Source organism: Fusobacterium necrogenes (assembly GCF_900450765.1).
In the GTDB taxonomy this organism is placed as follows: domain Bacteria; phylum Fusobacteriota; class Fusobacteriia; order Fusobacteriales; family Fusobacteriaceae; genus Fusobacterium_A; species Fusobacterium_A necrogenes.
Genome location: NZ_UGGU01000003.1, coordinates 307,253 through 332,993, shown reverse-complemented (window position 1 = coordinate 332,993; position 25,741 = coordinate 307,253). Strand labels below are relative to the sequence as shown.

Genomic DNA, 25,741 nt, shown 5'->3' with positions numbered 1-25,741 from the left:
AGAATATTTATAATATTACAAAATAAAAGTTTGCTTATTTTATGAAATAGGAGTATACTAGTAGATATTTAAAAATAAAAGAGAGGCTGTTGTGATTTTTAATTACACACTCTCTTTTGTATTTTCAAGTTAATTGCTTAATATTACAAATTTTATTAAGGAGAGTGAAAATTATGAAATTTTCAAGTTACCTAGATCCTAATTTTATCCTTACTGATTTGAAGGGAAAAAATCCAGAAGAGATAATAGTGGAAATGGTAGAAAGAATTGCTGAAAAAGATAAAAAAGTAAAAGCTTCTCAAGCTCTTATCCAAGAAGCAATTATCAAGAGAGAGAGAGAGATTTCAACTGGAATAGGAAGCGGAATAGCTATTCCTCATGCTAGAATAGAAAATTTTAATGATTTTATTGTAGCAATAGGATTATTAGATAATCCAATAGAGAGTGAAATAGCAGCAACTAATAAAAGCGATAAAGTAGATTTAGTATTCTTAATAATCTCTGATGTATTAAAAAATAAAAATATTCTAAAGGTTATGAGTGCCGTATCAAAACTTGTATTAAAACAACCTAAACTTTTAGAAAAAATCAGAAAAGAAAGAAATTCTAAAAAAGTTATAGAATATTTTCATGAAGCAAATATAGAATTCGAGCATAAAATCGTAGCTGAAGATGTACTTAGTCCAGATATAGAACCTGCTACACCAGATAATACTTTAGAAGAAATTGCAAAAAGACTTATATTAGAAGAAACAAGTGGACTTCCAGTAGTTGATAAAAATGGAAGATTCTTAGGTGAAATAACAGAAAGAGAACTTATAGATTATGGTATGCCTGAATATCTCTCACTCATGGGTGATTTAAATTTTTTGACAGTTGGAGAACCCTTTGAAGAATATTTAGTAAATGAATCAAAAGTTACTATTAAAAATTTATATAGAGTTTCTAATGAAATTATTATTGATAGAAAAACTCCTATAATGGAAATCTGCTTCATTATGGTAAATAAAGGAATAACTAGACTATATGTAGTTGATGATGGAAAATACTATGGAATGATAAAAAGATCAGATATCATCAAGAAAGTTTTACATATATAGTAAATCTAAATTAAAATAGTGGGGGGATATATTTAAGGAGGACAATAAAAAATGATATATATAGTAATAGGATTAGTAGTTTTTGTTTCAGTTTTCTACTTGATGATAACAGAAAAAATACCTCAAGCTTGGGCAACTATGATAGGTGGACTTATCATGGCATTGATAGGAATAATCAATGAAGAAGATGCTTTAGAAGCTGTATCCGAAAGACTTGAAATTTTATTTCTTTTAATTGGTATGATGATAATTGTACATCTTGTATCTGAAACAGGAGTATTCCAGTGGTTTGCTATTAAGGTAGCTCAATTAGTAAGAGGGGAACCTTTTAGATTAGTAGTTTTACTAGCAGTAGTGACAGCTTTGTGTTCAGCTTTTCTAGATAATGTTACTACAATTTTACTTATGGCTCCTGTGTCTATCTTATTAGCTAAACAACTAAAACTAGATCCATTTCCTTTTGTTATTACTGAAGTAATGTCTGCAAATATTGGTGGGCTTGCCACACTAATTGGAGATCCTACACAGTTGATTATAGGAGCAGAAGGAGGCCTAAGTTTTAACTCTTTCCTATTGAATACAGCTCCAATGTCAATTATAGCTATGATTATTTTAATAATTAATGTATATCTAATCTATGGTAGACATATGAATGTCTCTAATGAGCTAAAAGCAAGAATTATGGAATTAGACTCTTCAAGAAGTTTGAAAGATCAGAAACTTCTACGACAAGCAGCGGTAATATTTGCTCTTGTACTTGTTGGATTTATATTAAATAACTTTATAAATAAAGGATTAGCTATAATTTCTTTATCAGGAGCAATATTTTTAGTAATTATTGCTAAGAGAAATCCAAAAGAGATTTTAGAACATGTAGAATGGGAAACTTTATTTTTCTTCATTGGATTATTTATGATGATTAGAGGAATAGAAAATCTAAATATTATAGATATAATAGGAGATAAAATTATTCACTTAACAGAGGGAAAATTTGATATGGCTGTAATAGCAGTAACTTGGTTATCAGCTGCTTTTACTTCTATCATAGGAAATGTTGCAAATGCTGCTACTGTTTCAAAAATTTTAGGAGTAATGATTCCATCATTTGACGGATTAGGAAATACTCAAGCTTTTTGGTGGGCATTATCATTTGGTTCTTGTTTAGGTGGAAATATAACAATACTTAGTTCAGCAACAAATGTTGTGGCTGTAGGAGCTGCAAGTAAAGCTGGATGTAAAATAGATTTTATAAAGTTCTTCAAATTTGGAGGATTAATAGCTTTTGAAACATTATTAGTAGGAACAATATATCTTTATATAAGATATATGTAAAAATAAAAAAAATTCAAGAATGAATTTTGTTCAAAGAATAAGGAGCAAGTATGGCTTAGCTCACTAAAAACATAAAACTCGTTTCACTCAAACAATTATGTTCTTTAGCGTTCGCTTTTGCTGACTTGCTCTATTTATTCTTTTCAATCTTGTTCACTCTTGAATTTTATTATACTAAGGAGAGATATGAGAATATTTAGATTTGATGAGATAGATTCTACAAATAAATATTTAAAAGAAAGAGAAGATTTAAAAAATTATGATTGTGTAATTGCTAAAACTCAAACAGCAGGAGTAGGGCGTCGTGGAAATGTATGGGTATCCAATGAGGGAATGGCAATTTTTTCATTTACTCTTCAAGAAGATAAAAATCTCTCTTTAGAAGAGTATATGAGATTGCCATTAATAGCTGGAATATCAGTATTGGGTGGATTAAAGAAAATAGAGAACTTAGATTATAAATTTAAATGGACTAATGATATTTATCTACAAGATAAAAAAATATGTGGTATCTTAGTGGAAAAAATAAGAGATTTCTTTATAATAGGTATAGGGGTTAATGTTAATAATGATGATTTTGGTTATGCTCAAGATAAAGCTACATCATTAAAAAATATAACAGGAAAATTTTATTCTACTGAAGATATAATTTTTTGTATAATAAATGAGTTTAAAAAATATTTCTCTGAAAATTGGGAGTATGTGTTAAATGAGATAAACTCATACAACTATTTAAAAGGAAAAGAAATAGAAATAATAAAATATGGAGAATCATTAGGAAGTGGAATAGCTAAAGATATAGCCTATGATGGAAGATTAAAAGTAGAGATAGCTGGAAAAGAGAGACTGTTTAATATTGGAGAGATTCATATAAAAAAATAGGAGATGATTAATGAACAGAAAAAAAGTTGTATTAGGGATGAGTGGAGGAGTAGACTCTTCAATTTCTGTATATCTACTTCTAAAACAAGGATATGAAGTAATAGGAGTTACTTTGAATCATAAGAAAGAGGAAAGCTTAAAAGAAGAGATAGATTCAGCTAAAAGAGTAGCTAATTTTTTTAATATAAAGCATAGGGTTATAGATATTGAGGATATTTTTCAAAAAGAGGTAGTTAATAATTTTTTAAATGGATATTCTAAAGGAATAACTCCTTCTCCTTGTGTAATTTGTGATGAGAGAGTTAAGATGAAAATACTTTTTGACATAGCAGATGAGGAGAAAGTTTACTATGTAGCAACTGGACATTATTGTTCTACAGAATATAATGAAGAGTTTGATAAGATACTTTTAAAGAAAGCAGAAGATAGTAAAAAAGACCAAAGTTATATGTTATATAGATTGGATAGTGACAAGATTTCAAGACTTCTTTTTCCTCTTTTTAAATACACTAAGAGTGAAATAAGAGAGATTGGAAAAAATATTGGACTAGAGATACATAATAAAAAAGATAGTCAGGGAATATGTTTTGCTAAGATAGGATATATAGATTTTTTAAAGAGAAATTTAGGAGATAGTATCAAAAGAGGAAAATTTATAGATAAAGATGGAAATATAATGGGAGAACATAAGGGATATCAACTTTATACTATTGGACAGAGAAGAGGACTCAATTTAAAACTTCCAAGAGCATATTTTATAACTGCTATAAATCCAGAGAAAAATGAGATAACTTTAGGAGAATATAATGAATTAGCTAGAAAAAGAGTGGAACTAGTTGATTTTAAATCCCCTATTGAATTAGAAAAAATAATGGAGAAAAAAGTTATAGGAAGACCAAGATTTTCTAGTTTTGGTGCTGAAGGAAAAGTCATAGCAGAAAATGAAAAAATATATTTTGAATATTTTGAGGAAAATGTTCAAAATGCCCCAGGACAACATCTTGTAATCTATTATAAAGATTTTGTTTTAGGTGGAGGAATGATAGTAGATAAAAAGATATTTTCATAATAAATAAAATAAAAATCAATGTACTATAAAAAAATAAAATATTACTAAAAAGAAATAATAATAACTGGAGGAAAAAATGGCAGATGTATATGAAAAATCATTAGAATTACATGAGAAAAGTAAAGGAAAATTATCAGTAGTTTCTAAAGTAAATGTAGAAAATAGAGATGATTTAAGTTTAGCTTATTCTCCAGGGGTAGCAGAACCTTGTAGAAAAATAGCAGGTAATAAAGAAGATGTATATAAATATACTTCAAAGGGAAATTTAGTAGCAGTAGTAACTGATGGAACAGCAGTATTAGGATTAGGGGATATAGGACCAGAAGCAGCTTTACCTGTAATGGAAGGAAAATGTGTATTATTTAAAGAGTTTGGAGATGTAGATGCAATTCCTATATGCTTAGATACTAAAGACACTGAAGAGATAATTAGAACAGTAAAATTAATTGCTCCAGGTCTTGGTGGAATAAATTTAGAGGATATTTCAGCTCCTAGATGTATAGAGATAGAAACAAGATTAAAAGAGGAATTAGATATTCCAGTATTCCACGATGATCAACATGGTACTGCAATAGTTGTAGCAGCTGGTCTTATTAATGCTTTAAAAGTTGTAAATAAAAAAGTTGAAGATATAAAAGTAGTTGTAAACGGAGCAGGAGCAGCTGGAAGTTCTATTATAAAACTTATAAAAAAATTAGGAGCTAAAGAGGTAATAGCTGTTGATAGAGTAGGAATCTTAAGAAGAAGTGATAAAGATAAATATGATTTCTCTAAAAAAGAGTTAGCTGAGATTACAAATTCTCAAGATATATCTGGAGGACTTGCTGAAGCAATAGTAGGGGCAGATGTATTTGTAGGAGTGTCAGCACCAAACTTATTATCTAAAGATATGGTAAGAAGTATGAATAGAGATGCAATAGTATTTGCTATGGCAAATCCGACTCCTGAAATTATGCCAGAAGATGCACTAGAAGCAGGGGCAGCAATAGTAGGAACAGGAAGGTCAGATTATCCTAACCAAATAAATAATGTATTAGTTTTCCCAGGATTATTTAAGGGAGCATTGAGAGCTAAATCTAAAAAGATAACTGAAGAGATGAAAATAGCAGCAGCAGAAGGGTTAGCTTCTTTAATAAAACCAGAAGAATTAAGAAAAGATTATATAATACCAGATGCTTTTGATAAGAGAGTAGCAGAAGCAGTAGCAAGTGCAGTTGAAAAGTTAGCAAAAGAGCAAGGAATTTGTAGAAATTAGATAAAAAAATCCAGAGAGAAAAATCTTTCTGGATTTTTTTAAATAATATAAAAATTTAATTATAATCCATATTTTTTAATTATTTTATTTTTATAAATTTCAGCTTGAGTTCCATAGATAATTTGAACTCCCTCTCCACTTCTAATTACACCTTGAGATTTTAATTCTTTCCATCTAGAATCAGGGGCAACTTTAGAGCTATCTTTTACAGTGACTCTAAGTCTTGTGATACAAGCATCTATTCCCTTAATATTTTCTACTCCACCTAAAGCTTCTACTATATCATCAGTTAAATCATCACTACTATTACCTTGGTAATCTTTTCTAGTGTAAAGTTTAGCTTCAGCTTCATTTCTTCCAGGAGTACTATAATTAAACTTCTCTATCATAAATTTGAATATAAAATAGTAGATGATAGAATAAAATGGTCCAAGTATTAGAATCCATTGATATGAAGTTTTAGCCATACCTTGTAATAGTCCAAAGAAAGTAAAATCTATTATTCCTCTTGAGAAAGTAATTCCTACAGCAACATTTAAGAAGTGTAAAACTCCATATGCCACACCTTCAAGAAAGGCATGTATTACATAAAGAGGTGGAGCAACAAATAAGAAAGTAAATTCTAGTGGTTCTGTAATACCTGTTAAAAAAGCTGTAAGAGCAGCTGAGGCTAAAATTCCTTTTACTTTTGCCTTATTACTTGCATCAGCACATCTATACATAGCAAATGCTGCTGCTGGTAATCCAAACATCATAGGTAAAAATCCACCTGTCATTGTTCTTGTAGCATCTGCTGAATAATGAACAACTGTAGGATCAGCAAGCTGAGCAAAGAAAATTCTTTGACCACCAGCAACTAGTTGTCCAGCTACTTCCATAGTTCCACCTAACTCTGTATACCAGAATAGAGGATATACAGCATGATGAAGTCCAAATACATTTAAAAGTCTAGCAGTAAATCCATAAAGGAAAGTTCCAATAGGTCCCATAGCTGTAAAAGCTGCTCCAGCTTTAACAACTCCAGCAAATATTGCAGGCCAAATGAAAGGAACAATTACTCCTAATGGAATAAAGAATACCATTGTCAATACTGGAACTAATCTATTTCCACTAAAAAAAGCAAGATAATCAGGTAATGTCTTGTTAGAAAATTTATTAGTAATCATAGCTGAAACACAACCACAAATAATACCACCAAGAACACCAGTTTGCAATGTAAAAATACCAAGTTCTTTAGTATATAGTGCTGCTTTACCTACTGCTATATCATAAGAAAAACCTGAATCCATAAAAGCTTGAACAGTTGTAGTATCAGCAGTATACCCCATAAATCCTAAAACAGTTCCAATCACTGTATGAAAAAGTAAAAATCCTAATAGTCCAGATAAAGCTGCTGTTTCTTTATTTTGATTAGCAAGTCCAATAGCAACTCCAACAGCAAATATAACTGAAAGATTTGCAAAAACAAAAGAACCTGAGTTAGAAAATAAAACAAGTATTTTATTTAATACAGTTCCTGGTTCTAAAAATGTAAGATGATATGTATCAATAACAGCTTTTGAAGTGAAAGCTCCTCCAACTCCCAAAAGTATACCTGCCATTGGTAATACAGCTATTGGAAGCATAAAAGCTCTACCTACTCTTTGTAAGATAGAAAATCCTTTTTTCATGAAATTATTCCTCCCTATAAATTATGTTTACATAATAAGTATACTGAACTATATTTTATAAGTCAATATCTTGAAAATGAATTGTATACCACAAATTGAACTTAAAAAAATAGTTGCCTTAGAAACAATACTAAAATAATACATATAACCTAATCTACTAGAAAAATCTTGAAATATATAAGTATTTAAGTTATAATGTTTCCTAAGAAACTATCAAAAATGGAAAGAAGGTGTAAAAAATTTCAAATAAAGTTATTAAAAAATTTTTTACTTTAATTGAAGATAGTAAGGAATTTTATAAAGATTTTTTAAAAAGTGATAAAGGAGAAGGTTATATACCTGAAATCTATCTGGAGATGCAAGAATTTATCTACGTTAATGAAAAGTATACTACTATGTTAAAAAACAGTTTAAATAAGGAATTGAATTTAACAGATTATAATTTTATCTACTATATTGGTTCTAGTGAAAAAATTAATCTCACTCAATTATCTAAAAAAATAAAAAATAGTAAGGGATATACAAGTAAAGTAATAAAAAAGCTACTTACTCTTAATTATATAAAAACTTATCAAAAAGATGAAAATAAAAAAGAAATCTATATTGAACTTACCAAAAATGGAGAGCTTGCATACAATGATATCTACGATAAAATCAAAAAAGTCGAAGATAGCTTTTATAAATTTTTATATGAAAATTTTACAGAAGAAGAATTAAAATTCTTATATAATTTTTTTATCAAAATGAATAGATTCCAAAATGAAAAAATCTCTAAACTATAACTTTTATTGGGAAGAAATTTTATATATTTATCTTTCTTCCCATTTTAAATATAACAAATACGTCTATAACTTGATACTTTCCTCTGTCTCAAAATTAAATATATGAATTTTATCCATATCAAAATAAAAATCTTCAACTTTTTTATATTTTGTATTTTCATTTTTTTTTACTTCTACTCTTGAAATAATATCTATTCCTTCAATAGAAAAATGTATAAACTCTTCATTTCCCATATATTCAACCACTTTTATAGTACCTTTCACAAAATTAATTTTTTCTACATTATAATGACTAAATCTAGTTCCTATATTTTCTGGTCTAATTCCTAATATTACCTTTTTATTAATATATTTTTTTAGTTTTATAGCTTTATTTTCAGGAAATAAAAGAAGAAGAGTTTTTCCAAATATAAAAACTATTTTTCCTTCATGTTCCACAATAGTTCCATCTAAAAAATTCATAGCCGGAGATCCAATAAAACCTGCAACAAATTTATTCACTGGATTATGATATAAATTTAGTGGAGTATCTACTTGAATTACTCTCCCAGTATTTAGTACACAAATTCTATCTCCCATTGTCATTGCTTCTGTTTGATCATGCGTAACATATACCATTGTAGAAGTTTTTCCTTGTATTTTTAGATCTTTGTGTAGTTGAATTATTTTTACTCTCATTGATGCTCTTAATTTTGCATCTAAATTAGATAATGGTTCATCAAATAAAAATACATTAGGCTTTCTAACAATTGCTCTTCCAATTGCTACTCTTTGTTTTTGCCCTCCAGATATCTCACTTGGTTTTCTATCTAATAATTGTGTTATTTCTAATTTTTCTGCTGCTTCCTTGACTCTTCTATCTATTTCATCTTTAGAAATTTTTGACATTTTAAGTCCAAAAGCCATATTTTCATACACAGTCATATGAGGATATAAGGCATAATTTTGAAAAACCATGGCTATTCCTCGATCTTTAGGCTCTAAATTATTAACTAACTTATCTTCTATTAAAATTTCTCCAGAAGTCACTTCTTCAAGACCAGCTATCATTCTAAGAATAGTTGATTTTCCACATCCAGATGGTCCAACAAACACCATAAACTCACCATCTTTAATCTCTAAATCTATTCCATGTACAGCTCTAAATTTATTTGGATATTTTTTTTCTAATTTTTTCAATACTACTTTTGCCATATAAGCATCTCTCCTCAATTTTAAGATTAATATTAGTATAAAAATATTTTCAGAGTTAGACCAATTCTTAGTAGTAAATATAAAAATATTTAAAATCACAGATATCTTATAATAAAAAAAAATAAAAGTCAATAAAATTTAGCCTATATAAAATAAAAAAGTTTTACTTTTAATCGTCTATATGGCGACTTAGTAAAACTTTTTTATCTCTCAAGCTTTTTATTTTTGTGAATATATTATAGAATACTTTCTAAAACTTCTTCAATAGACTTACTTCCAAAATAAACTTTTTCATCATTGACTACCATTGCAGGTACACTCATGATTTGATGCTTATCTTTAAAATCTTTAAAAGAGAAGACGTCAATTATTTCAACTTGAATATTATCATTTTCTATTGCTACTCTCTGAGCTGCTTGAACAGTGTCAGGACATTTAGTACAACTCAATGAAATTCCTATTTTTATATCTATATTTTTCTTAATACTTTGAATTTTACTTAAAGTATCTTCCGAAATTTTTTGGCCAGGTCCAGCTACATTATACATAGCAAGAATAAATGAATTCAACTCATGTCCTCCTGGCATTGTAGCATATTTTATTCCAGAATAATTTCCATCTTTATCTAAAATAGCAATAGTTGGAACTTTATTAAGTTTTATCTTATTTTCTAATTCTAAATTTTCACCTAAATTATAAGATGAAAGTCTTAATTTATCAGAAACAGAAGATATTTCTTTTGCTATACTATACATTTCCGAAGATTGTTCATTTGTATCTTTTATAACTACTAGTTCAATTGGGCTATCAAATCTTTTTACAACCTCAGCTAACTGTTCTTTTAAATGTGAATCCAAAAATTCTTGAGTTTTTTCTTCAACTTTAGAAGTTTTTTCAATTTGAGTCTCTTCTTTATGTATTCCTAATTTTTCTCTTAATTCTACTATATATTTTTCTATATTAAAAGCAGCTTCAGCTCCATCAGAAACAGCAGTCACTACTTGTCTCAGTTTCTTAGGTCTAATATCTCCAGCAGCAAAAACTCCAGGTATATTAGTCATCATATCTTCATCAGTTGGAATAAATCCAAACTTATCAATTTCTATATGATTTTCAAATAATTTACTTTGTGGGGCATAACCGACAAAAATAAATATCCCAAAACTTTCTCCGTCAGCAGCTTTAAAATCTGTAATCTCTTTTGTTACATTATTTATAAATTTAGCTTGTCTTAACTGTACATCCCCAGTTGCTTCTAAAATTTCAGTATTAAATTTAACTTCTATTTTAGGATGTGATAGCACTTTTTCAGCTATCGACTTTGCACAAGTAAATTCTGGCTCCCTAGCTATTACAGTTACTTTTCTAGCAAATCTTGTTAAGAATATTGCCTCTTCTGCTGCTGCAAATCCAGCTCCTATTACAAATACATCCATACCTGTAAAGAATTCTCCATCACAAGTAGCACAATATGCCACTCCTCTTCCTTCATATTCCTTTTCGCCAGGAAATCCTAACTTTCTAGGTGAGGCTCCTGTTGCTATTACAACTGCTAAAGCATGATATTCTCCAGATTTAGTTCTTATAACTTTAATATCATTAGAGAAATCCATATCTATAACTTCATCTAAAAGAAACTCAACTCCAAAATTTAAAGCTTGTTGTTTAAGTGTCTCTCCATATTTAGTTCCAGTGGTCTCTATTATTCCAGGATAATTAACTATTTCATTAGTTACTGTAATTTGTCCACCTGGAACACTTTTTTCTATAATAAGTGTATCTAATTTAGCTCTTCCAGCATATAGACCTGCTGTTAAACCAGCAGGTCCTCCACCTATTACTATCATATCATATAATCTATTCATAGGCTTTCACATCCAACTTTAATTATAGCTTACCTACTAAATCTATAGAAGGTTTTAAAGTTTCCTTTCCAGGCTTCCATTTAGCTGGACAAACTTCTCCATGCTCAGCTACAAATTTAGCTGCTTGTAATTTTCTTAGAAGTTCACTTGCTTCTCTTCCAATTCCCATATCATGTACTTCATAAGCTACTACTACTCCTTCTGGATTAATTACAAAACTTCCTCTTAAAGCTAATCCTTCTTCTTCTACTAAAACTTCAAATTCTCTAGAAATTTTTCCAGTAGGATCAGCTACCATTGGGAATTGAATTTTTTTAATTCTATCTGATGTATCGTGCCAAGCTTTATGTACGAAGTGAGTATCTGTTGACACAGAGTAAACTTCACACCCTTCAGCTTTAAATTTCTCATAATGATCAGCTAAATCCTCTAATTCAGTAGGACATACAAATGTAAAATCTGCTGGATAAAATACTACTACTGACCATTTTCCTTTTAAGTTATCACTAGTAACATTTATAAAATCTCCATTTTGATAAGCAGTTGCTTTAAATTCGTTTATTTTTTTTCCAATTAATGACATATAAATTTACCTCCATAATTTCAATTTATTAAATATTTTGCTTTAATATGATTTGATTATAAAACATATTAAGAAAAAAGTCAAGACAAATTTAAAATAATTACAATAAAAAAAAGAAAGCTATTGTAAATTAATTACAATAGCTTTCAATATCTATTTTTTTAAGCCTCTTTTATAGCTTTTTTTATTTCTTTTAAACTTTTATTTATCTCTCTTCTTTCTTTTCCTAATTCAGCATTCTTAATAATATAATCATCTACTCTGTCTTCATAATCAGATTGCATATTTTCTAATATATCTAAAAAATCTTCATACTTCATATGAGGCTTTACATATTCTCTTAAATTAGAAAGCAATTCTACTCTCTTTCTATTATCTCTAATTTTTTTATCATTATCTTCAATTTCTCTTTTTATCTTATTTTTTCTTCTCTCTTTTCTCACTAACTCTAACACATTATCTACCATATTTCAGTCCTCCTAAAATAATTATTTTGCTAATAAAAGAGCTAATTCATAATCAGGTCTGAAGTCATAATTTCTCTCTCCATCCCATGCATAAGAAATAGGATGAGTTATGATTTTATTATTTTCTATTCCAACCATTACTCCTCCTTCTCCAGCTTCTAATAACTCAATAGCTTTAGCTCCCATTCTAGTAGCTAAAACTCTATCAAATCCGGAAGGAGTTCCACCTCTTTGAACATGTCCTAGTACAACACTTCTTACTTCTGTAGTTATTTTCTCTTTAAGGGCTGCTTCAATATCTTGAACTTTTCCTACACCTTCAGCTACTAAAACTATATCATGTAATTTTCCTTGTTTTCTTCTCTCTTTAATTTGAAAAGCTAGTAATTCAATGGGATTATCCATCTCAGGTATTAATAGTCCATCTCCACCACCAGCAAGGCAAGCTTGTAATGCTAGGTCTCCTGCATGTCTCCCCATTACTTCTACCAATATTGTTCTCTCATGAGAAGTAGCAGTATCTCTTATTTTAGAAATAGCATCTAATATTGTATTTAGACAAGTATCAAAACCCAGTGTATAGTCTGTTCCCTTAATATCATTATCTATTGTTCCTGGAATTCCAATAACTTTTATTCCATGCTCTTTAGATAGTAAATCAGCTCCACGATAAGATCCATCTCCACCTATTACTACTACTCCTTCTATTCCTCTTTTTTTTAAATTTTGAGCTGCTATTGCTCTAAACTTAGGATCTTTAAACTCTAAACATCTAGCAGTTAGTAGACGAGTTCCCCCTCTATCTATTATTCCAGAAACATATCCACTATCCATAGGAAATATCTCATCATTCAACATACCTAAGTATCCTCTTTGAATTCCATAAACTTTCATTCCTTTTGTCATCGCTGTTTTAGCTGCTGCTCTTATAGCAGCATTCATTCCTGGAGCATCTCCTCCGCTTGTTAAAATTGCTATTTTTTTTTCCATTCCCAATAACTCTCCTTTATTACTCATTTACGATAAAAGAACCTATTTTTCTAAATTTATTATACCTATTTTCCAAGAGTTCTTCTACCGATATTTTATTTAATTCTAAAAATGATGATAAAATGATATTTTTTAGGTTAAGAGCTATACATTTATGATCTCTATGAGCTCCCCCTACTGGTTCTTCCACTATCCCATCTATAATTCCTAATTCAAGTAAACTTTGTGCGGAAATTTTTAAATTTTCAGCTGCTTGTGGAGCTTTAGAAGCATCTTTATATAAAATTGCAGCACATCCTTCTGGAGAAATTACAGAATATACTGAATTTTCTAGCATAAATATCTTATCTGCTACACTTAAAGCTAATGCTCCTCCACTTCCACCTTCACCTATAACTACTGAAATAATTGGAACTTTCAATCCTGCCATCTCCATCAAATTTCTAGCTATTGCTTCTCCTTGCCCACGCTCCTCTGCTTCCATTCCAGGATAAGCCCCCGGAGTATCTATTAAACAAACAATGGGTATATTGAATCTTTCAGCCATTTTGTAAAGTCTGAGAGCTTTTCTATACCCCTCTGGATTTGGCATACCAAAATTTCTATATAGTTTCTCCTCTACACTTCTTCCCTTTTGTTGCCCAATTAACATTACCTTTTGACCATCTATTTTACAAAGCCCACCTACTATTGCTGGATCGTCACCAAATACTCTATCACCATGTAATTCTATAAAATCTGTTGTCATATGCTCTATATAATCTAATGTATATGGTCTTTCAGGATGTCTTGATACAAACACTTTATCCCAAGAACTAAGATTTTTGTACTTTTCTTTTAGTTTTTCTTCATAAGCTTTTTGTAATTTTTCAATTTGTTCTTTTAAATCCATTCCCTGTTCTTCAGAAAACTTTTTTAAATCAGCTATCTTACTTTCTAGCTCTAAAATTTCTTTTTCAAATTCCATTTTATCCTCCCCAAAATTATCCAACTAAATTCCTTAAAATTTTATGTAATGTAGCTTTCATTTCCTTTCTCTCGGTTATGACATCCACCATTCCACATTTTAATAAAAATTCACTTGTTTGGAACTCATCAGGAAGTTTTTGCTTAATAGTCTGCTCTATAACCCTTCTTCCAGCAAAACCTATTGTTGCTTTTGGCTCACTCACAATTATATCTCCTAACATAGCAAAAGAGGCTGTAACTCCTCCTGTTGTTGGATTAACTGGAACTGCTATATAAGGAATTCCTGCTGCTCTTAATTTTTCTGCTGCAGCTGAGGTCTTAGCCATCTGCATAAGAGAAATTAGTCCTTCATGCATTCTAGCTCCTCCAGACATTGACACAACTATCACAGGTAATTTTTCTTTAAGTCCTCTTTCCATTGTTCTAGTAATTTTTTCTCCTACAACAGAACCCATACTTCCACCCATGAATCTAAAGTCCATAACTGCTATACTTACTTTTATTCCATTTATATTTCCTACTCCAGAGATCACTCCCTCATTCATTTCACACTCTATTTGAGCTTTTTTATTTTTCTCTTCATACTGTGGAAAATCAAGTGGATTTTGAGAAAAAAGATTGGCATCTTCTTCTACAAAACTTCCATTATCTATAAGTAAATCTATTCTCTCTCTCGCCGTCATTTCAAAATAATGATTACACTTTGGACACTCTTTTAGATTATTTTCAATATCCTCTTTATACAAAATTTCTTGACATTCAGGACATTTAATCCAAAGTCCTGTTGGATTGTTATCTATATGTTTATTCTCTTCTTGTTTTTTATTTTCTTTATTTTCTATTGTCAATGTTACATATTTTTTTCTGCCGTTTAAAGAAAAATTTTTTTTACTTAAAGAAAAAAATCCCATTTCTGCCTCCTTATTCTCTTTTCTCTAATAATTAATTTTATCGAATTTTTCGAATTATTTCAATAAATATTTGATTTTAATCCATTAATATTATAGAATAATATTAGATAAAACTCTAGAAACTATTAAAAAATGGGGACTTTAAGGTACACTAATTTTTTTATTTTTTTAAATTTTTTGTGGAGGAATTTATATGAAAAAATTTATATTTATTTTTATTCTAACAATATTTTTTATTTCTGGCTGCACTTCAATAAATACTCTCATCAACGAAGCACTACCTACTAAAAGCTCTACTATCCCTGTAGCTCTCCAAGAACAAATAGCTACAAAAATCAATCCTGAGAATGAATTATTTGCAGTAGGACATGCTAATATTGATAAGAGTGGTTCTTTACTTGCACAAGCTAAAGCTAATAAAAATGCTAAAGAGGCTTTAAAAGTACAGATTAAAAAAGAAGTTAAAGTTAACTTTAATGTTTTTATGATGAATATTGATAATTACTCCAAGGGAATTATTTCCCCTGTTCTAAGTGATTTAACTGACTATGCTGTGGATCTAGGATCAAAACACGCTGTTCAAAAAGGAGCTTGGGAAAATGATTCTGCTGTTTATTCCTTATTTGCTGTTGATAGAGATAAAATAGTAGAGTTATCTAAAGAAGTTTTCACTGGGTATCTTGGTGATATCTCTGGGAAGTTAAATAATATTAAAAGCAAAATTGGAAACATAGAATTAAATAACTCTTCAAATTTTACTCCAAATGATCCTACTAATGAAGAAGTAATAGAGTAACCTATATAGAAATATAAGAAAGTTAAATCGAGTAAGTTAGCAAAAGTAAACAATCAAAAACATATTTGATTTTAATAGAGCAATCTTTATGTTTTTAATACCTTAAGCTACACTTACTCCTTATTTTTTTATAGCAATATTCTATAATATTTAGATTTATTAATATTTTAATTTACTTTTTTATTTAAATATGGCATAAGTAAACATATTTCCTAAGCTTTCCTCTCTTGACTTTTTTTTATATTTCTTGTATCTTTATTATTAAGACGAATCAGATAAGGTGAAATTATGAGCAAAAAAAAAATTTTTTTTATATTGTTTCCTCTTATTGTAGGAATAGGAATATATTTTTTATATAGAAGCCGAACTCTTTTCTATTTTAAGATTTTTGAAATACATCCTATTATTTATCATTATGTTGTAAAACTTAGAGATCTAGCTTGGTCATACCGTAAACATTTACCTCTTTGGAGCGTTTATTCACTTCCAGATGGACTTTGGCTATTTTCATTTGGAGCTGCCTTACTCATAGATAGGCTCTTCTATTTTTTTCATCTCATACTTTTTACCATTATTTATATCTTAATGATATTTCTAGAATTCGTACAAAAATACTTTGGTGGTCATGGGACTTTATTAGGAACTTTTGATATCTTGGATATTTTATTTTTTACCCTTGGATATCTCTCTATTTTATTAATATCTAATTTTTTTTATATCCAAAATAGAAAAAATATAAATATTAAAAATAATAATTATGTAATCAAAAAAAAAGAAATTTTAGAAGATCTTAAAATTATTATTCTTTTTGCTATTTTAGGAATTCTTCCTAGCTTACTTTAAAATAAACTTTTATCTTTTACTCAATTAGAGAAATATACCTTCAAATTTTATTTATTTCTCTACATCAAATAAAATATTTTTAAACTTTATGGAAATTTATTGTAATTTTAAATAATAGTAAATTTTTATAAAAATTTATGTTATAATTTTAAAATAGAAAATTAGAAGGTGATAAAAAATGTTAAATAAAGGTGTTATTAAAAAGATCGATGGAAATAAGATCATTGTAAAGCTCTATAAAGATACCTCTTGTTCTCACTGTAGTGGTTGCAGTGGAGATAGCAAATATGGAAAGGATTTTGAGTTCACAACTGATATGAAAGCTAATATAGGTGATACTGTAACTTTTGAAATATCTACTGGAAAAGTTATAAAAGCTGCTTCTATCGCTTATGTTTTTCCTGCTATAACTATGATAGCTGGATACTTTTTAGGTGAAAAACTTTTAGGATTATCTGAAAATCAAAGTATAATTGCTAGTTTCTTAGCTCTTGTTGTATCTTTTATAGTTTTATACCTATACGATAAGTTTATAGTTAAAAAGCAAACTAATTCTGAAATAGAAATAATTTCTATTGAAAAAGAAGATACTTCTACTATACTAAATAGCTGTGAAAATAAAAATATTTGGTAATTACTGAAATTTGAAAATATTAATTATTCTAAAATAAAGAGCAAGTATAGCTAAACCCAATTATATGTTTGCTAACTTGCTCTATTTATTTTCTTATTTTCTATTATTCTTGAGAATTTTTTAATTTGTAATATTTTTCTCTCTCTACTTTAGAAAATATACAACCGCAATAGTCCTGCCTATAAAGATTATATTCCTTTGATATATTTATAGATTGTAAATATCTATTTTTCTTTTTAAAGTCTCCATTTAAAAATTTAACTGTATATTTTCTTGCAAAACTCTCTCCTAATTCATTTATCCATTGAGAATTTTTCATAGGACTAATACTTAAAGCTGAGGTAAAATAGTCAAAGCCTAATTCTTTAGCCTTAATAGCTGTCTCTTCTAAACGAAGTCCATAGCATTTGTGACACCTTTCTCCTCCTTCTTTTATTTTTTCTAATCCTTTTACTTTATCAAAAAATTCACCTTTTGGATTATATTCTCCTTCTATTACTTCTATATCATATCCTCTTCTCTGATGATATTCTTTTTGCTCATTTAACCTTTTTTTATATTCATCTTCAAAAGTTATATTTGGATTATAAAAAAATACTGTTACTTTAAAAAATTGTAAAAGATATTCTATCACGGCACAACTACAAGGAGCACAACATGAATGTAATAAAAGTTTTGGCTTTTTTCCATCATTTACTATTTTTTGTATCTCTTTTTCCATTAATAAATCATAGTTTTGTTTCATTTCCTTTATAATAAATACAAGTATTTATCTTTTAACTCCTTTCTTAATTAAGGTTTCAAAATTAGATACTTATATTATATCATAATTAGTGCTCCTCATAAAACTTTTTATTTAGAACATTATTCCATACTTTGCTTTAGCATCCAAATACCTTTTGCAAATTCTTTAATAAGATCATCCATGAGTGCTGAAACTATATACTCATTTTTCTCATCTGCCTCCAATTTAATCTCTTTTATAACTTTTAAGAAATATTCAAAGTCTGAAGATATCTCCTTTAAAATATATTCACCAGATACATATTTATTCTCTTCTTCCTTTATTTTTGAGTTAGCTGAAAATTCTTTTAAAGAACCTAAAGGTTTTCCTCCAATAATTAATATGCTTTCAGCCACCTCATCAATACTTTTATTTATACCATTATATAATTCTTCTAACTTAGAATGTAACTGAAAAAAACTTTTCCCTTTAACATACCAGTGAAAATTCTGTAATTTATGATATTCAACAACCAAATCTGACAACAATACGTTTAATTTTTTTTCCATAATTTATACCTCCTTAAATTTTTAAATTATATTTTAACTAAAAGTTTATTAATTAACTATACAATATATTTATATCATATTTTTTTATTTTAGTCAACAATTATTTGTAATTCAAAATTTAATAAAGTATTATTTTTTTATTATAAAATTTTTAGAAATTTAAGAAATAATTCTAATATCATTACCTTTATAACTCTATCACTTTTTCAGCCATTTCTCTAAAAGTATCATCATGGGTTACTATTATGCTTTGGTCTAAATTTTTTAATATTTCAGCAATTGAATCAGCTAAATATTTTCTTCTTTCTCTATCTAAATTATTAGTAGGTTCATCAAAAATAGAAAATTTACTATTTGTAAATATTTCACTCATTGCTCCTCGTATGGCAATTGCTATAGCTACCTGTTCTCCACCTGATAACTGTTCAAATTTTAGTTCTCCCTTATCTCCTAACAGATAAACTGAATACTTATCTTTATCTTCATTTGACCAATTTATTTTCTCTCCTCTACCTGTTATTTTTCTAAAATTTTCAGTAGCAATCAGCTCTATTTCTTTAAGTATATTCTTAGCTACTTCTTTTCCCATATTTTTTATTTTTTCTCTAAAATTTTTAGTCAAATAAACTTTCAATTTCAGCTTTTCTATTTTTTCTTTTTCTTCTTTCAAGCGTTTCTCTTTTTCTTTAATTTCTGAAAGCTTCTCTTTCTGATATGATATTTCTATTTCTATCCCACCTAGCTTTGTTTTTAAAGCTTTAAATTCTTCATCTAATTTTTTTTCTTCATTATTTAAATTTTCTTTATCATAAGTAAATAATTTTTCTTTTTTTAAAACTAGACTGCTTTCTATTTTTTTTATATTTTCATTTTCTAATTTCAAATTTTCTTCTATTTTCTGAAAACTCTCTACATACCTATCTTTTTCTAAAGCTTTCTTATAATTTTCTATATAAAGCTCTTTTGCTTTTTCCAAATTTATAACTTTTTCTTCATTTTCTTCTAATTCTATAATTATATTTTTAAATTTTTTTTCTATATCCTTATTTTTTTCAAGCTCCTCCACTATCTGTTTTATTTTCTCTTTTATTTCTAAAATTTTCTCATCTATTTTCTGTATATCTAATATTAGCTCCTTAATTATCTTTGCTATTTCTTCTTTTTCTTTTTGAGAATTTCTAATTTCTACCTCATATTTCTCTATCTCTAAACCATTCAACTTAGTTTTATATATTATTTGTAAATTTTTTAGCTCCTCACTACCTAAAAAATTCTCATTTTTTTTATAATCAGAATACTCCCTCTCTCTTAACTGATATCTCATATCCCAATTTTCCAATCTTAATTTTTCATTTTCTAATTCATTCTTTTTCTCTGCAATAACTGTACTTAATTCTTCATATTTATAGATTTCACTTCTTAATTTCTCTTTATTTTTTAAAAGGTTTTCTAATTTAACTATTTCTTGAGAATTCTTCTCAATTTTTTTTATTATTATCTCTATCTTTTCGTTAAAAAACTCACTTACATCTCTTCCTTTTAAGTTTTGACACTCTTCTTCAAGATATGGACACATAGTAGATTTTAACATTTTTAAAGCCTCTTCACTCTCTTTTTTTTGAGTATACAAAATTTTATTTTCTCCATCTAAATCTTTTAAATTTTTTTCATACTGCTCTATTTCTTGTAATTTTAAATATATGTTTTTCCCATCTAAATTATTTTTTTCCTCTATTATTTTTTTTAATTCTTCATTTTTTTCAAAAATTTTCTCTTTTTGTCTATCTAAAGTCTGCACTGCTTTTATAAGTTTTTCTTCCATATCTAAAGAATAAGTTAAAACTCTCTGAACCTCTTCTAATTTTTTCTTATATTGTTCAGCCTCTACTTCCTTTAAACTTTTTTCATGTAGAAGTTTTTTCTCCATTTGTTCTTTTTCATTAAAAAATTTCTTTAATCCTTCCTCTTTAGTAGATAGTACCTCTTTTTCAGCAAATAGCTGCGACAATTCATATTCTAAATTAATTTTTCTCCTTTCTCTTTCTAGGTATATCTCTTTTTCTTTTTCTATTTCCTTTTTTCTATCTTTTATCTTTGTTATTTGTTGAGAGATAATTTGATAACTTTCATATTTAGCTCTATTTTCTTCTACTATTTCATTAGCTTTAATACTCTCATCTATAAGCAATTTTGTTTCATTTTTTTTATCTTGTTGGTTTTCTAAATTTTGAAGTGAATTTCTCTTCATAATCTCAAGTTCACTAATACTCGATTCTAAGGATCTAATTTCTTCTAATTCCATTTTTATCTCCAAAGCTTTTTTTTCAAGTACTCTCTCATAGTCATTTTGTATTTTAAAATTTTCCTCTAAAAAATCTATTTTTTCTTCTATTTCCTTAGAATCAAATAAACCTTCTGAAATATTAATAACACTATTTTCCGCCAAAGCTAATTCTTTTTCATACTCAGTAGATACCTCTCTAGAATATCCCTCATAAATCTTAGTATATATATCAGTATTGAATACTCTATTAAATATTTTCTCTCTATCAGCTGCCCTCTCTTTGAAAGCTAAAATAAATTCATTTTGTTTTGCAACTATGACATTGTCATATACATCTTTTATATCACCCTTTATTCCGCAAAGCTCTTTTATCCTCTCAACTCTTCCCTCTAATACCTTATCTCCTCTAAAAAGTTGAGTCCCCCCTGGAATTCTCCTAACTACTTTATACTCATTGTTATCAATTCCTAAAAAATCTATCTCTATCTTAGCTGATTTTTTCCCATATTTTATAGCTTCTTTTTGATTATTAGTCCTGAGTCCTGAATCAAAAAGTGCATAACCAATAGCTTCTAATATAGAAGATTTTCCCTTACCATTTTCTCCTAGAAGAAGATTTATTCCTTTAGAAAATTCTATCTCTAATTTTTCATGAACACGATAATTCTCTAAATAAACTCTATTTATTCTCAATTCCTATCTCCTCCTCTAACATTTTATCAAAAAGAGAGAGAAAATCTTCTTTCCTGTCACTTTCCTCTTGATATTCTTTAAATTTTTGTAGATACTCTAAAATTTTATCTGTATCTTTAAAATCCTCCCACTCAGAAATTATTCTTTTTTCTGCTTCTTTTATAGTATAGTATCCTTTTTCACTTATTATGTCTCCCACCATGCTATCCAAATATCTTAGCTTTATATATCCCTTCAATGCCCCAGAGTTTTCTAAGATACTTTCTAACTCTGCAATATTTACAAAACCGTTTTCTTTTATCTGTATATTAACTATTACCAATTCCTCTCCAGTAAGCTTTAACTCATCACAAAACTTTTTAAACTCCTCTTTAACATCCTTTTGATACTCAAAATTCACTTCTATTCTCTTTCTAGGAGTTATTTCTATAAAATTATACTCTCCACTCTCTGTATCAAATATTATTCCACCTTTTCTATTACTTTTTTCATTTAAGATATTCCAATATTCCAAAGAACCAGGTATAAAAAAATAAGGTTTCTCTTTAGGATATACTTGATAAGAATGAAGATGCCCTCCAGCTATATATATTACCTTATCCTTTAAATTTTTTATGGATTCAGTTGCAGCAAGCCCAGGTAAATACTCACTTCCTCCTAATGCAGTGTGGACTACAACTATATTTTTTTCATTTTCATTTAATTCAAAATTAAGTTTTTCTAGTACTTCATCTATCAAAAACCCAGGATAACCTAGACCATAGATATTTACATCCCCTATTCTAAATTTTTCAAAATTATACTCTTTATTATTTATTTTATATTTTCCTCTATGCACAAAACCTTTTTTTTCAAGATACCCTAACCAGGAATTTATCTCATCATTTCCATTTATATTATCATGATTCCCCTCTATCAAAAAAACTTTAATCTCTTTATTTTTCAATTTTTGAAAAATTTTTTCTGTCCTTTCTAAAGTATCTGGTGATAACTCTTTTTTATCAAATAGATCTCCTGCTACAATGAGAAGTTCCACATTTTCTGATATACCTATATCAACCATTTCATCAAATGCTTTAAAAAAATCTAGGTATCTTTTTTCTGAAAATTCCCTAGTTCCAAAAGGTCTTTTACCTAAATGAATATCTGAACAATGAAGTATCTTCACTAATTCTCCTCCTTTGGCATACAGTACCATTTAAATTCACACTCTCCACACTTTTCCCCATACTCTCTTGGATTAAAATCTCCGCTGATAAGTCTTTCAGCTACATAATCAAACCTTTTTATAGTTCTATCTATACTTTTTTCATCTAATTCTATCTCTACTAGAGAGTTTTCCTCCTCAATATAATAAAGATATGCTTTTATCTCATCAAAGGTGTATCTATCCTTTAGAAGATATGTATATATCTCTAACTGTCTTTTATAACTTTCTACTCTATTTTCATCATAAGCCCCTGTTTTAAAATCTATAAGCTCTACTCCATTAGAAGTTTTTCTTAATAAATCTAGAGTTCCCTCTATTATATAATCTTTTTCTACACTGTAGTTTTTTACTTCAGTAGATATTATACTCTCTAAATTATTTCTTTCTAGGTATCTCTCTACCTCTAATTTTACTTTCTCTCTTATCTCCTCACTGAAATCAGTTCTCAAATTTTTCTCTAAAGAGCTACCTATATTTTCTATTAACTCTTTTAAACTCTCCCTTTGAAAAATTCCAGATAAAAACTCCTTATGTATTCTCTCTATTACCTTATGCACAAAAATTCCATAGTAAGTTTTAGGATTACTTAGAGCTTTAAATTTAAAACCCTTAATAAATCTGTATTTTAAAGGACAAAATTCATATAGAAGTATATGCCCTGTATATGATAATAACTCCTTATTTTCTGTAACTTTTAATGGCTCTACCTCTAAATTTTTTAGCTGAAATCTCTCATCATCTACATATGGAATAGATTCATACACTGGTCTAAAAGGTCTAGATGGTAATTCATTTCTTCCTGAACGATTTTCTATACTTGTAAGTACTAAAAGATTTTGAGCACGAGAAAAAGCTGTGTAGTAGATTCTCCAAAAATCAAAAATATTTTTCCTATCCCTTGGCTCATAATCATCTCCAAGCCTTAATAACTCTTCAAGGATATCCTCCTCTGTCTTTCCTCTCTCCACAGGAGAAGAATCCAATGAACCTACTACTACAATTGGAAACTCCAATCCTTTAGCTTGATGAAAAGTAAGAAATGGGATAGCTCCTAGTGGAAATTCCTCTTTATTTTCATATTCATCTACTCTTTTTTGATATAGATTTTTCATATACACCATAAAGAAATATCTTACAACTTTTTCTATCTCCTCTTTAGCTATATCCTCTACCTTAGATAATCTCTCAAATTTTTCCAATATCTCAGTAAAAACTCCTAGATTGTATGTTTCTCTTCCCTCGTTTACCCCTTCACTCTCTAGTTTTATAAACTTTTTAAATGTCTCAAACTGTAATAGAGAGTAGAAAACCTTTCTTAAACTTGGAATAGTTACTACCTCTTCACTGGCATTGGCTTTTCTTCTTTCAACTAGCCACTTATATAGTTCTTCATCATCTTGTATCACTTTTTTTAATTGAGTTAAACAATCTTTATAGTAATAAAATACTGACTGCCCTCTATTTTGTACCTCATCTAATACTAGATATTTACATTGAGGAAAGTATACAAGAAGAGCTCCTATTGTAAGCTTTATCTCAATTCTATCAAAAAAATCTTTAGAACGTGGAGAGTATATTGGGATTCCACACTCCTCCAAATAGTTTTTTAACTCTTTTACATTGGGATTTTGCACACTTCTAAAAAGAAAAGCCACTTGGCTATAATCAAATATTTTTTTAGTTGTATAGAGTTTTTTTATAAATTTATATATATTATCCTTCCAATGCTTCTCAGAATCTCCACCTATTCTTATAACTCCACTAGTTTTTGAAAACTCTTTACCTTCTGGAGCTACTATCTCCTTTTCATACCTAAACTCCCTCCAGTTGATAAGCTTTATCCATCTGTTACAAAATCTTATAATATCATCATGGGAACGATAGTTTATATCTAAGTTTATCTTTTTACATCTTCCCTTTTCAAATCTCTCTGGAAATCTTAAGATATTTCTAACTGTTGCCCCTCTAAATCTGTATATACCTTGGTCATCATCTCCTACTACACAGATATTCTCTTTTTTTCCTCCCAACATAAAAATTATCTTTTCTTGAATAGTATTAGTATCCTGATACTCATCTATCATTATATACTCTATCCTATTTTGTAATTTCTCTAATACCTCTTCTCTATGAAGTATTCTATATAACTCTCTTTGAATAGTAGTAAAATCCATCAGGTTTTTCTCTACTAGCATCTCATGATATACCCTATGAGCCTCTTTTAAAAATAGGATTTTTCTATTTTCAGTTCTTATATTATCTAATCTTTTTCCCTCTTCATTTATCTTATTAAGCCACCATAGAATTTTTTTACTTCTCTCCCAACTATTTATCCCTGGAATATCTTTAAAAAAATCTCTATATCCTTCTATCTCACTAAATCTTTTTATTCTACTATATATAAAAAATTGTTGGTCAATATCATCTAATACTCTATATCCATCTCTAAAAAAAGAGTATTCAATATTCTCATCTATCATTCTTAAAAATATAGAGTGAAGAGTTCCAATGTACATCTCATTTATATTTATTTTCTCATTGCTCTCTTTTATTCTATCAGATATTCTTAGCAATAATTCCCTAGCTGATTTCTCTGTAAAAGTTGAAAGAAAAATATTTTCTGGTTTTACTTTTTTATCTACCAATAAATATGTAGCTCTTTCTACCAATGTTCTAGTCTTTCCAGAACCTGGTCCAGAAATCAAAAGTAATGGTCCATCTATTGTTTTTATTGCTTCATATTGCTTTTCATTTAGTTCCATTCTTTCCCTCCTAACTACTCTCAATTATTCAACTCAATTATATCATACCTCTTTATTTTTCCTGATCTAAATTTTTAAAATATTTTCAATATTAAAAAAATCCCTCTTGAATTTTTACTAAAAAGGGGGTATTATCAGATTGAATAAGAAAATTTAT

The 25,741-nt window shown here is 28.3% G+C and carries 22 protein-coding genes; 9 read left to right on the top strand and 13 right to left on the bottom strand.

Annotation, left to right across the window (positions count from 1 at the left end):
• The first annotated feature begins 173 nt into the window (after positions 1–173).
• From DYA59_RS01940 to DYA59_RS01920, 5 genes are all read left to right on the top strand, one after another.
• Entirely contained in the window at positions 174–1,100 is a 927-nt protein-coding gene (locus DYA59_RS01940; RefSeq protein ID WP_115268848.1) for a PTS sugar transporter subunit IIA, read from the top strand.
• Positions 1,101–1,151: 51 nt separating this feature from the next.
• Entirely contained in the window at positions 1,152–2,432 is a 1,281-nt protein-coding gene (locus DYA59_RS01935; RefSeq protein WP_115268846.1) for an ArsB/NhaD family transporter, read from the top strand.
• Between the two features lie 186 nt (positions 2,433–2,618).
• Positions 2,619–3,314 (top strand): biotin--[acetyl-CoA-carboxylase] ligase, encoded by a 696-nt coding sequence (locus DYA59_RS01930; protein WP_115268844.1) that lies wholly within the window; start codon positions 2,619–2,621, stop codon positions 3,312–3,314.
• A gap of 10 nt (positions 3,315–3,324) precedes the next feature.
• Complete coding sequence (gene mnmA, locus DYA59_RS01925; RefSeq protein WP_115268842.1) at positions 3,325–4,383, top strand: tRNA 2-thiouridine(34) synthase MnmA; 1,059 nt, start codon at positions 3,325–3,327, stop codon at positions 4,381–4,383.
• A gap of 76 nt (positions 4,384–4,459) precedes the next feature.
• Complete coding sequence (locus tag DYA59_RS01920) at positions 4,460–5,638, top strand: NAD(P)-dependent malic enzyme (protein WP_115268840.1); 1,179 nt, start codon at positions 4,460–4,462, stop codon at positions 5,636–5,638.
• A gap of 59 nt (positions 5,639–5,697) precedes the next feature.
• On the opposite strand, the gene DYA59_RS01915 is transcribed toward DYA59_RS01920, so the two are convergent.
• Positions 5,698–7,308, bottom strand: coding sequence for a PTS transporter subunit EIIC (locus DYA59_RS01915; protein WP_115268838.1), 1,611 nt, complete (start codon positions 7,306–7,308; stop codon positions 5,698–5,700).
• Between the two features lie 395 nt (positions 7,309–7,703).
• Here DYA59_RS01915 and DYA59_RS01910 point away from each other — a divergent pair, with 395 nt between their 5' ends.
• The gene (locus DYA59_RS01910; RefSeq protein ID WP_172606929.1) at positions 7,704–8,090 is read left to right on the top strand and encodes a MarR family transcriptional regulator; all 387 of its coding nucleotides are present in this window, start codon (positions 7,704–7,706) and stop codon (positions 8,088–8,090) included.
• A 63-nt stretch (positions 8,091–8,153) separates the two neighbouring features.
• Here DYA59_RS01910 and DYA59_RS01905 read toward each other — a convergent pair whose 3' ends face one another.
• The 7 genes from DYA59_RS01905 to accD all read right to left on the bottom strand — a co-directional run bounded on the left by DYA59_RS01905 (position 8,154) and on the right by accD (position 15,069).
• Entirely contained in the window at positions 8,154–9,284 is a 1,131-nt protein-coding gene (locus DYA59_RS01905) for an ABC transporter ATP-binding protein (RefSeq protein ID WP_115268834.1), read from the bottom strand.
• A 236-nt stretch (positions 9,285–9,520) separates the two neighbouring features.
• Positions 9,521–11,149 carry an FAD-dependent oxidoreductase gene (locus DYA59_RS01900; protein WP_115268832.1) on the bottom strand — a complete coding sequence of 543 codons (1,629 nt, stop codon included), beginning with the start codon at positions 11,147–11,149 and terminating at the stop codon, positions 9,521–9,523.
• 22 nt (positions 11,150–11,171) lie between these two features.
• Complete coding sequence (gene ahpC, locus DYA59_RS01895) at positions 11,172–11,732, bottom strand: alkyl hydroperoxide reductase subunit C (protein ID WP_115268830.1); 561 nt, start codon at positions 11,730–11,732, stop codon at positions 11,172–11,174.
• Positions 11,733–11,893: 161 nt separating this feature from the next.
• Positions 11,894–12,199, bottom strand: a complete 306-nt coding sequence (locus tag DYA59_RS01890; RefSeq protein WP_115268828.1) for a DUF496 family protein — start codon at positions 12,197–12,199, stop codon at positions 11,894–11,896.
• Positions 12,200–12,220: 21 nt separating this feature from the next.
• Entirely contained in the window at positions 12,221–13,189 is a 969-nt protein-coding gene (pfkA, locus tag DYA59_RS01885; RefSeq protein WP_115271436.1) for a 6-phosphofructokinase, read from the bottom strand.
• A gap of 19 nt (positions 13,190–13,208) precedes the next feature.
• On the bottom strand, positions 13,209–14,156 hold the full coding sequence (locus tag DYA59_RS01880; RefSeq protein WP_115268826.1) for an acetyl-CoA carboxylase carboxyltransferase subunit alpha: 948 nt from the start codon (positions 14,154–14,156) through the stop codon (positions 13,209–13,211).
• A gap of 16 nt (positions 14,157–14,172) precedes the next feature.
• The gene (gene accD, locus DYA59_RS01875) at positions 14,173–15,069 is read right to left on the bottom strand and encodes an acetyl-CoA carboxylase, carboxyltransferase subunit beta (protein WP_115268824.1); all 897 of its coding nucleotides are present in this window, start codon (positions 15,067–15,069) and stop codon (positions 14,173–14,175) included.
• A gap of 193 nt (positions 15,070–15,262) precedes the next feature.
• Here accD and DYA59_RS01870 point away from each other — a divergent pair, with 193 nt between their 5' ends.
• The 3 genes from DYA59_RS01870 to DYA59_RS01860 all read left to right on the top strand — a co-directional run bounded on the left by DYA59_RS01870 (position 15,263) and on the right by DYA59_RS01860 (position 17,342).
• The gene (locus DYA59_RS01870) at positions 15,263–15,865 is read left to right on the top strand and encodes a hypothetical protein (RefSeq protein WP_115268822.1); all 603 of its coding nucleotides are present in this window, start codon (positions 15,263–15,265) and stop codon (positions 15,863–15,865) included.
• 288 nt (positions 15,866–16,153) lie between these two features.
• Positions 16,154–16,708, top strand: a complete 555-nt coding sequence (locus DYA59_RS01865) for a hypothetical protein (RefSeq protein ID WP_115268820.1) — start codon at positions 16,154–16,156, stop codon at positions 16,706–16,708.
• 178 nt (positions 16,709–16,886) lie between these two features.
• Positions 16,887–17,342 (top strand): SoxR reducing system RseC family protein, encoded by a 456-nt coding sequence (locus DYA59_RS01860; protein ID WP_115268818.1) that lies wholly within the window; start codon positions 16,887–16,889, stop codon positions 17,340–17,342.
• Between the two features lie 103 nt (positions 17,343–17,445).
• Here the strand turns inward: DYA59_RS01860 and DYA59_RS01855 are convergent, their stop codons facing one another.
• The 5 genes from DYA59_RS01855 to DYA59_RS01835 form a co-directional block, all read right to left on the bottom strand.
• A complete protein-coding gene (locus tag DYA59_RS01855) occupies positions 17,446–18,087 on the bottom strand; it encodes an epoxyqueuosine reductase QueH (RefSeq protein WP_115268816.1) in 642 nt (213 codons plus the stop codon).
• A 119-nt stretch (positions 18,088–18,206) separates the two neighbouring features.
• Positions 18,207–18,635: a Dps family protein gene (locus DYA59_RS01850; RefSeq protein ID WP_115268814.1), complete on the bottom strand. Its 429-nt coding sequence runs from the start codon at positions 18,633–18,635 to the stop codon at positions 18,207–18,209.
• 187 nt (positions 18,636–18,822) lie between these two features.
• Positions 18,823–21,612: an AAA family ATPase gene (locus DYA59_RS01845; protein ID WP_115268812.1), complete on the bottom strand. Its 2,790-nt coding sequence runs from the start codon at positions 21,610–21,612 to the stop codon at positions 18,823–18,825.
• Positions 21,599–22,780: a metallophosphoesterase family protein gene (locus tag DYA59_RS01840; protein ID WP_115268810.1), complete on the bottom strand. Its 1,182-nt coding sequence runs from the start codon at positions 22,778–22,780 to the stop codon at positions 21,599–21,601. The genes DYA59_RS01845 and DYA59_RS01840 overlap by 14 nt, the downstream gene beginning before the upstream one ends.
• Positions 22,780–25,584, bottom strand: coding sequence for an ATP-dependent helicase (locus DYA59_RS01835; protein ID WP_115268808.1), 2,805 nt, complete (start codon positions 25,582–25,584; stop codon positions 22,780–22,782). Before DYA59_RS01835 ends, DYA59_RS01840 begins: the two co-directional genes overlap by 1 nt.
• Positions 25,585–25,741: the final 157 nt, after the last annotated feature.